The organism is Streptomyces sp. NPDC006643 (assembly GCF_042870175.1).
In the GTDB taxonomy this organism is placed as follows: Bacteria; Actinomycetota; Actinomycetes; order Streptomycetales; family Streptomycetaceae; genus Streptomyces.
The window spans coordinates 76,120-90,304 of sequence record NZ_JBIAHA010000026.1 but is presented as its reverse complement, the minus strand read 5'-3'; the positions used below and the strand labels follow the sequence as shown (position 1 = coordinate 90,304).

9 protein-coding genes are annotated in these 14,185 nt (G+C 71.0%); 4 read left to right on the top strand and 5 right to left on the bottom strand.

All coding sequences use genetic code 11. The features are described 5' to 3' along the window. Nucleotides 1–33: 33 nt before the first annotated feature. On the bottom strand, nt 34–1,200 hold the full coding sequence (locus tag ACFYNU_RS30685; protein WP_356592748.1) for an ROK family transcriptional regulator: 1,167 nt from the start codon (nt 1,198–1,200) through the stop codon (nt 34–36). A 213-nt stretch (nt 1,201–1,413) separates the two neighbouring features. Here ACFYNU_RS30685 and ACFYNU_RS30680 point away from each other — a divergent pair, with 213 nt between their 5' ends. Both ACFYNU_RS30680 and ACFYNU_RS30675 read left to right on the top strand, forming a co-directional pair. Continuing rightward, the gene (locus tag ACFYNU_RS30680) at nt 1,414–3,582 is read left to right on the top strand and encodes an alpha-galactosidase (protein WP_356592668.1); all 2,169 of its coding nucleotides are present in this window, start codon (nt 1,414–1,416) and stop codon (nt 3,580–3,582) included. 41 nt (nt 3,583–3,623) lie between these two features. Continuing rightward, nucleotides 3,624–5,357, top strand: coding sequence for an alpha-glucosidase (locus ACFYNU_RS30675; protein ID WP_356592666.1), 1,734 nt, complete (start codon nt 3,624–3,626; stop codon nt 5,355–5,357). Here ACFYNU_RS30675 and ACFYNU_RS30670 read toward each other — a convergent pair. The 3 genes from ACFYNU_RS30670 to ACFYNU_RS30660 form a co-directional block, all read right to left on the bottom strand. Beyond that, nucleotides 5,296–6,000, bottom strand: a complete 705-nt coding sequence (locus ACFYNU_RS30670; protein WP_356592664.1) for a GntR family transcriptional regulator — start codon at nt 5,998–6,000, stop codon at nt 5,296–5,298. The genes ACFYNU_RS30675 and ACFYNU_RS30670 overlap by 62 nt on opposite strands. A gap of 189 nt (nt 6,001–6,189) precedes the next feature. Then, entirely contained in the window at nt 6,190–7,917 is a 1,728-nt protein-coding gene (locus ACFYNU_RS30665; protein ID WP_356592662.1) for a ThuA domain-containing protein, read from the bottom strand. Nucleotides 7,918–7,937: 20 nt separating this feature from the next. Next, nucleotides 7,938–10,817 carry a carbohydrate-binding protein gene (locus tag ACFYNU_RS30660; protein WP_356592660.1) on the bottom strand — a complete coding sequence of 960 codons (2,880 nt, stop codon included), beginning with the start codon at nt 10,815–10,817 and terminating at the stop codon, nt 7,938–7,940. Nucleotides 10,818–11,345: 528 nt separating this feature from the next. Between ACFYNU_RS30660 and ACFYNU_RS30655 the strand changes: the two genes are divergently transcribed. Beyond that, on the top strand, nt 11,346–12,593 hold the full coding sequence (locus ACFYNU_RS30655; RefSeq protein WP_356592658.1) for a serine hydrolase domain-containing protein: 1,248 nt from the start codon (nt 11,346–11,348) through the stop codon (nt 12,591–12,593). A 6-nt stretch (nt 12,594–12,599) separates the two neighbouring features. On the opposite strand, the gene ACFYNU_RS30650 is transcribed toward ACFYNU_RS30655, so the two are convergent. Further along, a complete protein-coding gene (locus tag ACFYNU_RS30650) occupies nt 12,600–13,622 on the bottom strand; it encodes a WYL domain-containing protein (protein ID WP_356592656.1) in 1,023 nt (340 codons plus the stop codon). Between the two features lie 105 nt (nt 13,623–13,727). Here ACFYNU_RS30650 and ACFYNU_RS30645 point away from each other — a divergent pair, with 105 nt between their 5' ends. Beyond that, nucleotides 13,728–14,123, top strand: coding sequence for a RidA family protein (locus tag ACFYNU_RS30645; RefSeq protein ID WP_356592746.1), 396 nt, complete (start codon nt 13,728–13,730; stop codon nt 14,121–14,123). The last annotated feature ends 62 nt before the right edge of the window (nt 14,124–14,185 follow it).

Sequence of the window (14,185 nt, the reverse complement as noted above, 5' to 3'; positions counted from 1 at the left end):
GGTCAGGGCGCGACCCCGACGCGGTCGGAACACTCACTCCCCCGGGCTCCGGCCCAGCACGTACATCTGAATGGCCGTCACCGCCGCACCGCGTGCCCAGAGGCCGAAGTCCACCGGCCGTACGTCGAGCGAGACGGCCGACGCGCGCGGATCCCGGTCGTACGCCAGGCCCTCGCGCAGCGCGTCCTGAGCGACCTCCGCCAGCCGCGCGCCCTCGCCGGTGAGCACGATCTCCGTGGTGAGGGTGAGATTCGCGACGGCGGCGACCAGCCGCCCCAGTGCCCGGCCCGAGGCCAGGACCAGCGGACCGGCCACCGGGTCGCCGGACGCCGCGAGATCGAGGCACTCGTCGTAACCGACGTCCCTCCGCAGTCCCACCGACGCGGCGGCCCGCAGCGAGGCCGTCGACAGCATCGCCGTGGCGCAGCCGCGGTGCCCGCGCGGGCAGAGCGGTCCCAGGGGGTCCAGCGGGAAGTGTCCGAGCAGGCCGACGCCCGCGTCCGAACTGTCCACGACACGGTCGTGCATGACGAGGCCGTAGCCGATGCCCGCGCCGACGGTGAGGACCGCGAACCGGTCGCGGCCCCGTGCGGCGCCGAACCAGTGCTCGGCGCGGGTGAGCGCGAGCAGGTCGTTGTCGACGGCGGTGGGCACCCCGAGCGCGTCGGAGAGCAGGGCGCCGAGCGGCACCTCGTCGTCCCACTCCAGGAACGGCGCCGCGGTGACCGTCGCGTGGTCGGCCACGCTGCCGCCCAGGCTCACGCCGGCGGCCGTGATCCGCCGTGCCCGTGGGGCGAGTTCGGCGACGAGTCCGGCCGCGAGCGTACGCAGGACGGCGACGACCGAGGCCGGGTCACGGCCCGGCAGCTCCGCCCGCGCGGAGGCGACCACCTCGGCGCGGAGCGTGGTCACCACGGCGTGCACGTCCTCGTGGGTGATCTTGGCGCCGATGAAATGGTGCGCGTCGGCGACGATGTCGAGCGGCCGGGTGGGGCGGCCGGCGCGTGACGCGTGGCCGGTACCGCCCGACTCGACGAGCAGCCCACTGTCCAGAAGAGGCTTCGCGAGCCGGGTGAGGCTGCCCGCGGAGAGGTCGAGTCGACGGGCGAGTTCGCTGCGGGACAGCGGTCCGCGGCGCAGGACCTCCAGGGCGACGGCGTGCGTGGCGCCGGACAGCGGGGTCCACGGCGCTGGTGTCACGTGCAAGGGAAGACCTTCCGCGAGGAGCCCGGCGCGTGCGGTGGCTGAGTCCGTCCATCCTGCCAGCTCGCCCTCCTTTACTTCTACATCGGAAGTAAACATGCGAGGAGAGACCTGTTCCGGCCATAACGACGGCAGCTCAGCGACCTGTTGACGAGTGGAAACTTCCACCCCGAAACTAACGTGAGACGACGGACGATCCGAGGAGCCCGTATGCCCACCGGTCACTCCCCTGGCTACCTCCATCTCCGCGCCCCCGGCACGAGCCTGGTCCTCGACCACACCGGCGGCCGGCTGCCCCGGGTGCTCCACTGGGGCGACGACCTCGGGGACATCGACCACTCCGCGCTCGCCGAGCTGGCCACCGTCAGTGCCGCCCGGCAGATGTCCAACACCCTGGACCTGCCCGTGCCGCTGTCCCTCCTGCCGGAGCACTCGGCGGGCTGGCTCGGTACACCCGGCCTCACCGGCCATCGCGACGGCGCCGACTTCTCCACCGCCTTCACCGTCCGCTCGATCCGTACCGTCCGCACACCCGACGCCCCCCAGGCTCAGCAGCTGACCGTCGACGCCGTGGACGAACACGCGCGGCTCCAACTCGTGCTGGAGATCGAGCTGACCGCCTCCGGGCTCGTACGGCAGCGCGCCACCGTCACCAACCGCGACACCGGCGAACGCCCGTACGTCCTCGACGGTCTGCTGCTCGCCCTCCCCGTGCCCGCCCGGGCCACCGAACTCCTCGATCTCACCGGGCGGCACGCGCGCGAACGCAGCCCGCAGCGGCACGAGTTCACGCTGGGGACACATCTGCGGGAGAACCGCCGGGGCCGTACGGGCACCGACGCGACCCTGCTGCATCTCGCGGGCGAGCGCGGATTCGGCTTCCGTACGGGCGAGGTCTGGGGCCTGCACGTGGCGTGGAGCGGCAACCACCGCACCCTCGCCGAACGCACCCCGGCCGGTGTGTCGCTGCTCGGCGGCGGGGAGACGCTGCTCGGGGGCGAAGTCCGGCTGGCGGGCGGCCAGTCGTACACCAGCCCGTGGGTCGTCGGATCGTACGGCCATGGGCTCGACGAGCTGGCCGGGCGCTTCCACCGGCATCTGCGCGCCAGGACCCGGCATCCCCGGCGGCCCCGGCCGGTCACCCTCAACACCTGGGAGGCCGTGTACTTCCAGCACGACCTCGGCAGGCTCACCGCGCTGGCGGACGCCGCCGCCGAGGTGGGCGCCGAGCGTTTCGTGCTGGACGACGGCTGGTTCAAGGGACGGCGGCACGACCGGGCCGGGCTCGGCGACTGGTATGTGGACGAGACCGTCTGGCCCGAGGGACTGGGGCCGCTGGTCGACCATGTCCGGTCGCTGGGAATGGAGTTCGGGCTGTGGGTCGAGCCCGAGATGGTCAGTCCCGACTCCGATCTCGCCCGCGCGCACCCCGAGTGGATCCTGGCCACGGGCGGGCGGCTCCCGCCGGAGTCCCGGCACCAGCAGGTGCTCGACCTCGGCCACGCCGGGGCGTACGAGTATCTGCTGGAGCGGCTGGACGCGCTGGTCGGCGAGTACGACATCGACTATCTCAAGTGGGATCACAACCGGGATCTCGTGGAGGCCGGGCACAGCCCTACGGGCACGGCCGGGGTCCACGTACAGACGGCCGCGACCTACCGGCTGCTGGACGAACTGCGCGCACGGCACCCCGGGTTGGAGATCGAGTCGTGCTCCTCCGGCGGTGGCCGGATCGACCTCGAAGTCCTCGAACGCACCGACCGCGTCTGGACGAGCGACTGCATCGACGCGCTCGAACGCCAGCAGATCCAGCGCTGGACGGGACTGCTGCTGCCACCCGAACTCCTCGGCGCGCACGTCGGCTCACCCGTCGCGCACACCACCGGGCGTACCCACACCCTCGACTTCCGGGCCGGGACCGCCCTGTTCGGGCACTTAGGCATCGAGTGGGACCTCACCGCCGCCGACGCCGACGAGCGCGCCCGGCTGGCCGAGTGGGTCACCGCGTACAAGCGGCTCCGCCCGCTGCTGCACTCCGGCACGGTCGTGCACGGCGACCATCCCGATCCGGCGCTGTGGGTGCACGGCGTGGTGGCGGCCGACCGTTCGCACGCCCTGTACGCCCTGGTCCAGACGGCGACGAGCGTGACATCACCGGCCGGCCAGGTGCTGCTGCCCGGACTCGACGCGGACGCCCGCTACCGGATCCGGCCCCACCGGCCCGGCGACCGGACCGAGGGACCCCACCGGTCCGACCCGCTCTGGTGGGAGCGCGCGGACGGGGTGGAGCTGACCGGCCGGCTGCTGGCCGTCACCGGGGTGCGGGCACCGACGCTCCACCCGGAACGTCTCGTGCTCGTGGAAGCGAGCAGAATCTGACCGGCACCGGAACACCGGCGTACCCATGCGAGGTCCAGCACATGAGCACCGACACCGACACCGCCCCCAACTTCCCCTCTTCCGAGGCCTGGTGGAAGTCGGCGGTCGTCTACCAGATCTATCCGCGCAGCTTCGCCGATTCCGACGGCGACGGCGTCGGGGACCTGCGCGGCATCATCGGCCGGCTGGACCATCTCGCCGCTCTCGGCGTCGACGTCCTGTGGCTGTCGCCGGTGTACCCGTCCCCGCAGGACGACAACGGCTACGACATCAGCGACTACCAGGACATCGACCCGTCCTTCGGCACCCTCGCCGACTTCGACGACCTGCTCGCCGCGGTCCACGCGCGTTCCATGAAGCTGGTCATGGACCTCGTGGTGAACCACACCTCCGACGAGCACCCGTGGTTCACCGAGTCCCGGCAGGGGCCGGACAGCCCCAAGCGCGACTGGTACTGGTGGCGGCCCGCCCGGGACGGCGCGGAGCCCGGCACCCCGGGGGCCGAGCCCAACAACTGGCGCTCCTTCTTCTCCGGCTCCGCCTGGGAGTACGACGAGCCGGGTGACGCGTACTACCTGCATCTCTTCTCCCGCAAGCAGCCCGATCTCAACTGGGAGAATCCCGAAGTCCGTTCGGCCGTCCACCGGATGATGAACTGGTGGCTCGACCGGGGTGTGGACGGCTTCCGGATGGATGTCATCAATCTCATCTCCAAGGACCCCGCGCTGCCCGACCGCACCCACCACGGCGCGGGCCCCCGGATCCATGAGTTCCTCCAGGAGATGCACCGCGAGGTGTTCGCCGGGCGCCCTGAACGGCTGCTCACCGTCGGCGAGATGCCGGGTGTCACCGTCGAGGAGGCGAGGCTCTTCACCGACCCGGCGCGCGCCGAGGTGCACATGGTGTTCCAGTTCGAGCACGTCGGACTCGACCACGGCGACGGCAAGTTCGACGTGACGCCGCTGAATCTGCTCGACCTCAAGGCGTCGCTCGGCCGCTGGCAGGACGCCCTCGCCGACACCGGCTGGAACAGCCTCTACTGGAACAACCACGACCAGCCGCGTGTCGTCTCCCGCTTCGGCGACGACGGGCCCGCCCACCGGGTCAGGTCCGCGACGATGCTCGCCACCGTGCTGCATCTGCACCGCGGCACGCCCTACATCTACCAGGGCGAGGAACTGGGCATGACCAACGCCCTGTTCACCTCCATCGACGACTTCCGCGACATCGAGTCGCTCAACCACTACGCGGAGGCGGTCGACGGGGGCGCCGACCCGGCGCGGGTCCTGGCGGGACTGCGGGCGATGGGCCGGGACAACGCCCGTACGCCCATGCAGTGGGGCGCCTCCCCGCACGCCGGGTTCACCACCGGCACCCCGTGGATCCCGGTCAACCCGAACCACACCGAGGTCAACGCGGCTGCGGCGTACGACGATCCGGCGTCCGTCTTCCACCACTACCGCCGGCTCATCGAGCTGCGGCACCGCGAACCGGCCGTGGCCTACGGCGACTTCACGATGCTGCTGCCGGACGACCCGCACGTGTACGCCTTCGCGCGACGGCTGGCGGCGCCCGACGGCACGGCGACCGAACTGCTGGTCCTCGGCAACTTCACCGGCGGGCCGGCCGAGATCGAACCGCCGGACGACGGCTGGCGGGACGCCGAGCTGCTGATCGGGAACGTCCCCGATCCCCGGCCGCCGGCCGGCACGATCACGCTCGCGCCGTGGGAGGCACGGGTCCTCCGTCGTCGGACCCGTCCGACGACGAGCTGACGGGCGCCGTCTCCTCGGGGAACGCGCGGCGTACGAACGAGGCGATGTGGTGGTGGAGCGCGTTCCCGGCGGCCCCCGCGTCCCCGGCGACGGCGAGCCGCAGGATCTCGCGGTGCTCCGCCGCCTCGCGCTCCCAGGTCGGGACCGACGCCCAGGCCACGGTCGACACGAGGGCGGCCTGGTCGCGGATCTCGTCCAGCATCCGGGCGAGCAGGGGATTGCCGCACGGCAGATAGAGTGCCCGGTGGAAGTCACGGTTGGCGAGCGACCTGTCCGCCCGGTCGGCCGCCGACTCGGCCCGCTCCAGGGCGTCCTGGGCCGCGTCGAGACGGGCGGCACGGCTCACCGTGCGACGGAGCGCCTCCGGTTCGAGCAGCAGGCGCACGTCGTACACCTCCCGCGCCATGGCCGCGTCGACGTGCCGTACGACGGCGCCCTTGTACTGGCTCATGACGACGAGTCCGGTACCGGCGAGGGTCTTGAGCGCCTCGCGTACGGGTGTCTTGGACACGCCGAACTGGGCGGCGAGTTCGGCCTCGACCAGCGCCTGCCCCGGCCGGAGCCGCGCCGTGAGGATGGCGTGCTTGATCGCCTCCAGGACGTACTGGGTGCGGGACGGTATCGGAGTCGGCGTGAAGGTCATGTCTCATACATGACGTATCAGGTACGACGCGTCAATGTCATTGACACAAGCCATACGGAAAATTGAGTTGGCCCCGAGGATGATTCCTCGGGGCCAACTCTGCCGTTCCACCGCTCACTTACAGCCTGTCCGGTGGCTCCGCCCGCCGGCTCCGCGTCGGATCCGGGGGCGGCCGGACCAGCGCGTCCGCTATCTGCCGATCGTGAAGGTGTCGATGTCGAACAGCGAGCCGCCGCCCCCGGTGAAGCTGAGGAACAGCGGTCCGGTCGGGGTGCCCGTCAGCGTGGTGGACACATTCCGGAAGGTCTCCCAGCCGCCGGTGTTCGGCACCGCGACCGTGCCGACGACCGGTCCGGTCGCCGAGCCCGAGCGGATCTGGACGGTGCCACCGGCGCCGGCCGACGAGACCTTCGCCGCGAAGGTCTTGGCCCCGGCGAGCGAGGCCTGCGAGTAACCGGCCCAGTCGCCGTTCTCGATGTAGCCGAGCGTCCGGCCGCCGCTCGCGGGAGCGTGGTCGGCGGGCTGGACGCCCTGTCCCGAGGTGTAGGACTCCCCTTCGTAGGTGGTCGACTGGGGCGGGTTGGTGCCGCCCAGTTCCTTGATCCTTATGTTGCGGAAGGACACGTCGTCACCGGTGCCGTGGTTCTGGATCCCGATGTGCCCCTGCTGGAGCGAGCGCACCGGGTCGGTGTTGGTGAAGTCGTTGATCCGTACGCCGTTGAGGAAGACCTGGAGCCGCTCCCCCTCCACCCGGATCTCGTACGTGTTCCAACTGCCCGGCGGGTTGAGCGCGTTGTCCCGGGCGGCGAGGTCGGCGGCCTTGAAGCCGTAGATCGACCCGGTGGTCCGGTCGGCCGCGTCGGTGGCGTCGATCTGGATCTCGTAGCCCTGGTTCACCGAGGTGTTGACGTCGTCGGAGGCCGGGAAGCCCACGAACACACCGGAGTTGTCGTCACCGGCCATGCGCCAGTCCAGCTTGAGGGAGTACGAGGCGTACTCCTTCGCCCGGTACCAGTACAGGCCCATGCCCCCTGTCGAGTTCAAGGTGGCGTCGGTGTTGGTGAAGCTGCCGGGGCCGGCCTGGGACCAGCCGGTGGTCGAGCCGTTGTAGAGGGTGGTGTAGCCGGTCTCCGCCCGGCAGTCGGCCTTGGCGAAGCCCGCCGCGTACCGGATGCCGCCGAGCAGCAGCGAGCGGAACGCGGGGTCGGCGTACGACTCCTGGGTGTGGCCGAGTCCGGTGTAGAAGGACCGGCCGCTGCCCTGCGGGTGGCACCAGGTGATCGGGTGGTCGCCGCTCATCTCCCCACCGGTGTAGGTGGATTCGTCCAGGCTCTGGAGCACCCGGACCTGCGGGCGGGGATTGGTGCGGTAGTTGTACCACTCGTCGGTACGGGACCAGGTCTGGCCCAGATGGGCGGTGGCCGCGTGCGACCGGTCCTCGTTCTTCAGCGTGGCCCGCTGGATCGCCGGGTGGCTTTTGAACCAGGCGCCGACGAGCGTCTGGTAGTGCGGCCACTCGTACTCGGTGTCGGCCGCCGCGTGGACGCCGAAGTAGCCGCCGCCCCCGTCCACGTACCCCTGGAGGGCGGTCTGCTGGCTGGCGTTCAGGACGTCGCCGGTGGTGGAGAGGAAGACGACGGCCTTGAAGTTGGCCAGGTTGGCGGTGGTGAAGGCGTTGCTGTCCTCGGTGGCGGTGACGGTGAAGTTGTTGGCCGCGCCGAGGTCGCGGATGGTCTGGGTGCCGACGGGGATGGAGTCGTGGCGGAAGCCCGCCGTCTTGGAGAAGACGAGGACCCGGTAGGCGGGATCGGCGGCCTGGGCCGCGGTGGCCGGTGCCAGGAGTGACGCGGCGAGGCCGAGGGTGAGGGCGAAGGCCGCGGCGGCGGTCTTCGGCAGGGTGCGGAGCTGACGGAGCATCACTGTCTCCTTGACTCGCGTCACTTGGTGAGTGTGAGGGTGTCGATGTCGAAGAGCGAGCCGGCCCCACCGCTGAAGGTGAGGAACAGCGCCCCGGACGACCCGGTGCCGGTCAGCGCGGTGGAGACTTCTCGGAAGGTCTCCCAGCCACCGGTGTTGGGGACGGCGACGGTGCCGAGGACGGCTCCGGTGGCCGAGCCCGAGCGGATCGTGACGGTGCCGCCGGCGCCGGCCGAGGAGACCTTCGCCGAGAAGGTCTTGGTCCCGGCCGTCGGGACGGCGGCGTAGCCCGCCCAGTCGCCGTTCTCGATGTAGCCGAGCGTCCTGCCGCCACTCGCCGGAGCGTGGTCGGCCGCCTGGACGCCCTGCCCCGAGCTGAACGACTCGCCCTCGACGGTCTGGCTGGAGCCGCTGGTGCCGGTGGCGAGGGTGAAGGCGTCGACGTCGAAGAGGTTGCCCTGGCCGGTCACTCCCTTGAAGACCAGGAACAACTCCGTGGTCGCGGCGGGGGCGTTGGTGAGGTTCGCCGACACGTCGACGAAGTTCTCCCAGCCGCCGGTGGGTGCCACTGCCACCGTGCCGAGCAGTGTGCCGGTCGCGGATCCGGCGCGGACCTCCAGGCTGCCGCCGACACCGCCGGACGCCACGCGGGCGGTGATCCGGTTGGCGTTGGCCAGGTTGTACGGCTTGAAGGAGATCCAGTCGTTGTTGTCGGTGAAGCCGACGGTGCTGCCGCCCTCGGCGTTGCCGTGCGCGGCGACCTGGATGCCGGACTGGGCGCCGAAGTGCTCACCCTGGCGGTGCCTGGGCTGGAGGATACGGACGCTGTGCGAGGTCAGTCCGGCGCCGTCGGTGTACTCGGCGTCGAAGACCCCGTAGATGTTGGCGGCGCTGTCGTGCTCACCGTCGGCGGGCACATTCAGATTGCCCGAGCAGCCGGTGGCCTGGGTGATCTGGTGCCGGTGCTCGTCATGGCCGAGCAGATAGGTGACCTTGACCTTGGAGCAGTCGATGGTCCCGTCCTCCGGGTCGCTGACGGTGACCTGGAAGGGCACGGTGTCACCGAAGGAGAACAGCTGGCCGTCCTTGGGACTGCCGAGGGTCACGGTCGGGGCGGTGTTGCCCGCCGTGACGACCAGGCTCGCCGTGCCGGTCAGGCCCTCCGGGTCCCGGACGGTGAGCGTCGGCCGGAAGGTGCCCTTGGTGGTGTAGGTGTGGCTCGGGTTGGCGGCCGTGGAGGTGGTGCCGTCGCCGAAGTTCCAGGAGTACGTCAGGGCCTTGCCCTCGGGGTCGGAGCTGCCGGCCGAGGAGAACGCGACGGTCAGCGGGGTGGGGCCGGACACCTTGTCGGCGGCGGCCTTGGCGACCGGGTTGCGGTTGGCGCCCGCGAGGTATTCGACGCGGTACAGGGCCTGGTTGTTGCCGCCGGTGCCGTAGTCCAGGACGTACAGCGCGCCGTCGGGGCCGAACGCCTGGTCCATGACCTGGGTACCGGTCCACGGGAACGCCTCGATGACACCCGGGGTGCCGTCGCCCTTGACCTCGATGGCCTTGATCCACTTGCGGCCGTACTCACCGGCGAAGAAGCGGCCGTCGAGCGACTGAGGGAACTTCACGTTCGAGTTGAGATTGGCGTCGTAGCGGTAGACCGGGCCGCCCATCGGCGACTCGGAGCCGCCGCCGAACTCGGGCGGGGAGCCCGCGTCGCCGCCGTACTTGATCCAGCTCGACTTGGCGGCGGGCAGGGTCGGCAGACCGGTGTTGCGGAAGGAGTTGTTCGCGGGAGCACCGCAGTTGTACTTGGCGGCGGAGGGGCCGCTGGGGAAGGTGAACTCGCTGTAGGTCTCGTTGGCCGTGTTCGTGCCGGTGCAGTACGGCCAGCCGTAGTTGCCCGGTCCGGTGATGCGGTTGAACTCGACCTGGCCGCTGGGGCCGCGGCTCGCGTTGGTGACGCCCGCGTCGGGTCCGTAGTCGCCGAGGTAGACGATGCCGGTGGCCTTGTCGACGGACATCCGGAACGGGTTGCGGAAGCCCATCGCGTAGATCTCGGGGCGGGTGCGCGCGGTGCCGGGCGCGAACAGGTTCCCGGAGGGCACGGTGTAGCCGCCGGCCGCCGTGGGCTTGATACGGAGGACCTTGCCGCGCAGGTCGTTGGTGTTGCCCGAGGAGCGCTGGGCGTCGAACTGCGGGTTGCGGTCGGTGCGTTCGTCGATCGGCGAGTAGCCGGCCGACTCGAACGGGTTGGTGTCGTCGCCCGTCGTCAGATAGAGGTTGCCCTGCGCGTCGAAGTCGATGTCACCGCCGACGTGGCAGCACTGACCACGGTCGTTGGGGACTTCCAGCACGACCTTCTCGCTGGCCAGGTCGAGCGTGTTGTCGGCCTTGAGCGTGAAGCGCGAGAGGTTGAGGTGGCCCTTCCACGGCTCGAAGGCCGCGGCGTTGCCCGTGACGGGGGCGTCGCCGCCGGGGGTGTTGAGCTTGGGCGAGTAGTACAGGTACAGATACCGGTTGCTCTGGAAGTTCGGGTCGGCGGCTATCCCCTGGAGGCCTTCCTCGTCATGGGTGTAGACGTCCAGCTTGCCCGCCGACTTGGTGTTGCCCGCGGCGTCCGTGTAGCGGACCGTGCCGTCCCTCGCCGTGTGCACGACGGCGCGGTCGGGCAGTACGGCGAGTGACATCGCCTCGCCCAACTCGGCCGAACCGAGCGCGAGTTGTACTTGCTGGTAGTCGCCTGCCGGAATGGCGGCAGGCGCCGCCGGTGCTTCCTCGTGGCCGGGGTGACCGGGGTGGGCGGCGGCAGTGGGGACGCTGATCGCGCCGCCACTCACCACCAGACCCAGTACCGCGAGCCACCTCAGCCACTTCTGTCTCGGGCGCGGCCGTCCTGAGAGTCCTGACATCGAGCGTCCTTCCATACCTGATCAAGGGAAGCGAGACAGGCGGCAGCGCGGGCGAGCGCGCCACCGTGTCTCACTCAGGGAGGAACCTGCCGACCGAGTGATGTCCCTTCACCCGATGAGCAGCCGTGCGATCCGAGCGGTCCGTGCGGTCCGTGCGATCCGTGCGAGGGCATGTGGTACGGCACCGAACATCCACGGGAAACCCGCGGGAGTTTCGCATGCTGGCAACGGGCCACTAATTTGTCAAGAGTCTATCCAAATGGCCTTGACCTGCTGCTGGATCGGCGCGGTACGAGCGGCGCCCCGTCGGATGAATCCCGGCCGTTGACGCACCGCCCGGATTGCGTTCGCACACTGAACAAAATGCCGCTCCGAGGGTGGCACCGGAGGAGAACCCCCGCGTCACGGTGGAGATGGATACACCCCGCGATGTGCCGTCCAGCCCCCGTGAACTCGCGGTCCGAAGAGACCAAGCTCGTGCCATCGGCCGGATCGTGGCCGGGGACACGCGTAACGAGGGGACTCACCATGAGCCGCGACACGACCGCCGAGACCGTCAGCGGGACCGGGGCGCTGACCGGAGGGGGAAGCGGAGGGGCGAGTGGAGGGGGAAGCGGGGCCGGGCGCGCCGTTACCGGCGCCGGCAGGCACACCCGCCGGCGCGTCGTCGCCCTCGCCCTGCTGGCCCCCGCGCTGATCGCCACGGCCGCCCCCGGCGCCACCGCGCGGGACGCCCGGCCCGGCGCCGTACAGCGTCAACTGGACCTGCTGGTCGAGCGGGACGGGGTGCCCGGGGCACTGGCGTACGTCAACGGGCGGACGTACACGGCCGGGACGGCGGAGATCGGGACGGGCCGGCCGATGGTCGACGCCGACGCGAGATTCCGACTGGCCAGCGACACCAAGGCGTTCACCGCCACCGCCGTGCTGCGACTGGTCGCCGAGGGCAAGGTACGGCTCGACGCGCCCGCCGGGCGCTATGTGCCACAGCTGGCCGAAAGCCCCGTCACCGTAAGGCAGTTGCTGAAGCAGCGGAGCGGACTGCCCGAGTACACGAACCTGGTCGACTGGAACGGCGGCCCGTACACGGACGAGGACTTCCTCGCCCTCGCGCTCGCCGAGGGGCCGGACTTCGCACCTGACACGGAGTGGGCCTACTCCAACACCAACTACCTGGCACTGGGGCTTGTGATCAACAAGGCGTCGGGACAGGAGTACCGCACGTACATCGAGCGGACCGTGCTGCGCCCCCTCGATCTGCGGAACACCTACTGGCCCGCGCCCGGCGAGCTGACGCTGCGCGGCCCGCACGCCCACAACTACGGTTACCACCCCGCCGATCCCGGGGCGGGCGTGGTCGATGTGACCGAACTGCCCGGCTACGAGTTCGGACCGTCCGGCAGTCTGGTGTCCACCCCGAAGGACCTCAACACCTTCTGGGAGGGGCTCTTCGACGGCCGGCTGCTGCCCGGCTGGGCGGTGCGGCAGATGACCGGCGACACGACGGACGTCGGCGGGCGGGACGTCTACCCGCGGGGCAGCCGTTACGGGTACGGGGTCGCGAGCATCCCGCTGAGCTGCGGCGGCGCTTACTGGGGCCACGGCGGGGACCTGCCCGGCAACTCGGTGGGCGGCGGCCACGCGACCACGGGCCGGGGGAACGTGACCGTCTACACGACGACTTCGGCGGCCACGGGCGACCGGCTGCGCCACTTGCAGGGAGCGGTGGACGCGGCGCTGTGCGCGAAGGGCCGGGGCATCGGCGGCGGCCCCTGACGGGTTTCAGGAGGGCGCTTCGTAGCGGGCGGCGATCGCGGCGGCCCGGTCGCGCAGGGCGGTGCGCAGCCACTCCGGGGCCAGGGCTTCCGCGTCCGTGGCGAGCCGCCACAGCGCCCACTCGGCGTGCCGGGCGTCCTGGAAGGTCACCTCCAACCGCAGCCACCCGCCTGCGCCGCCGGCCTCCTCCGCTCCCGCTGCTCCCGCTGCTTCCTCCGCTTCCTCGGCTTCTTCGGTGAGGACCGCCAGCGCGGTGCCCACCAGTTCCTCCCGCCGCGCCGGGTCCACCCGTACCAGCACCGCGACCTGTTCGCCGCCGGTGCGGAATCGCGTGCCGCGCTCCCGCCAGGCCAAGTCCAGGTCGACGCGGTCCGCCCGCTGCGCGGGTTCGGGAAGTGCCTCGGCGGCCAGGACCCGGGACAGCCGGTAGGTACGGTCCGCGCCGGATCTCGTCGCCAGCAGATAGCCCTGGTCGCGTACGGTCACCAGACCGATCGGGTCCACCGTGCGCCACCGCGGTGACTGACCCGTGGCCGCGTACCGGATGCGCAGCTTCTGTCCCCCGAGGACGGCGCGCCGGATCTCGCCCGCTGTCGCGTCCGGCACCTCATCGGCGCTCACGCGGCGCGAGAGGAGATCGGTCTCCGGGTCGATGAGCAGTCGCTCGGCGACGCCGGCCGCGGTGTCCCGATGGCTCTCGGGCAGCGCGTCAACCACCTTGAGCACGGCCGAGGCGAGCGCCGAGCCGAGGCCGAAGACCTGCGCGCCGCGCCGCGATCCGGCGACCAGCAGGGCGAGCGCCTCGTCGTGGTTCAGCCCGGTCAGCTCGGTCCGGAATCCGGGCAGCAGCGCGAACCCGCCGTTGCGACCGCGTTCGGCGTAGACCGGCACACCGGCCGCTGACAGCGCCTCGATGTCGCGCAGCACCGTACGGGTGGACACCTCCAACTCGCGGGCCAGCGTGGTCGCTGACAGCCGGCCGCGCTGGCGCAGCAGCAGCACGAGGGAGACCAGCCGGTCGGCACGCATGGGAAAACCCTATCGACATACACGACCGAGGATGTCGTGTATTCGCTGGGAGGCTGCGTCACGACGTCGAGGACCGGCGATCGATCGAATGGAGCAGAAGTGGCTATGGAGCGAACGGCCGTCAACCCGGTGCCGTGGTCGGTGGAGATGGGCTTCAACCAGGGTGAGATCGTCTCCGGGCAGACCCGGACCCTGTATCTCTCGGGGCAGACCGCGACGAGCGGCGACGGCAGGCCCCGGCACGAGGGCGACATGGCGGCGCAGTTGGCGCTGAGCCTGGACAACGTGGAGGCCGTACTCGGCGAGGCGGGCATGTCCCTCGCGAACCTCGTCCGGCTCAACGTCTACACCACCGATGTCGGTCTGCTCTTCCAGCACTACGGCGTGCTGGCCGGGCGGTTGGGGGCCGCCGGGGTGGCGCCGGCCACCACGATGCTCGGGGTGACCCGGCTGGCGATCCCCACCCTGCTGGTCGAGCTGGAGGGAACCGCCGTGGCGTGACACGGCCTCGGCCGGCCGGACTCACGCCGTCCTCGGGGGAGGCGTGAGTCCGAGCCGTGGCC

Bases quoted from the DNA above. Each gene is read 5' to 3' on its own strand.
- ACFYNU_RS30680 (WP_356592668.1), top strand. From the start codon at position 1,414: ATGCCCACCGGTCACTCCCCTGGCTACCTCCATCTCCGCGCCCCCGGC.
- ACFYNU_RS30675 (WP_356592666.1), top strand. From the start codon at position 3,624: ATGAGCACCGACACCGACACCGCCCCCAACTTCCCCTCTTCCGAGGCC.
- ACFYNU_RS30670 (WP_356592664.1), bottom strand. From the start codon at position 6,000: ATGACCTTCACGCCGACTCCGATACCGTCCCGCACCCAGTACGTCCTG.
- ACFYNU_RS30665 (WP_356592662.1), bottom strand. From the start codon at position 7,917: ATGCTCCGTCAGCTCCGCACCCTGCCGAAGACCGCCGCCGCGGCCTTC.
- ACFYNU_RS30660 (WP_356592660.1), bottom strand. From the start codon at position 10,817: ATGTCAGGACTCTCAGGACGGCCGCGCCCGAGACAGAAGTGGCTGAGG.
- ACFYNU_RS30655 (WP_356592658.1), top strand. From the start codon at position 11,346: ATGAGCCGCGACACGACCGCCGAGACCGTCAGCGGGACCGGGGCGCTG.
- ACFYNU_RS30650 (WP_356592656.1), bottom strand. From the start codon at position 13,622: ATGCGTGCCGACCGGCTGGTCTCCCTCGTGCTGCTGCTGCGCCAGCGC.
- ACFYNU_RS30645 (WP_356592746.1), top strand. From the start codon at position 13,728: ATGGAGCGAACGGCCGTCAACCCGGTGCCGTGGTCGGTGGAGATGGGC.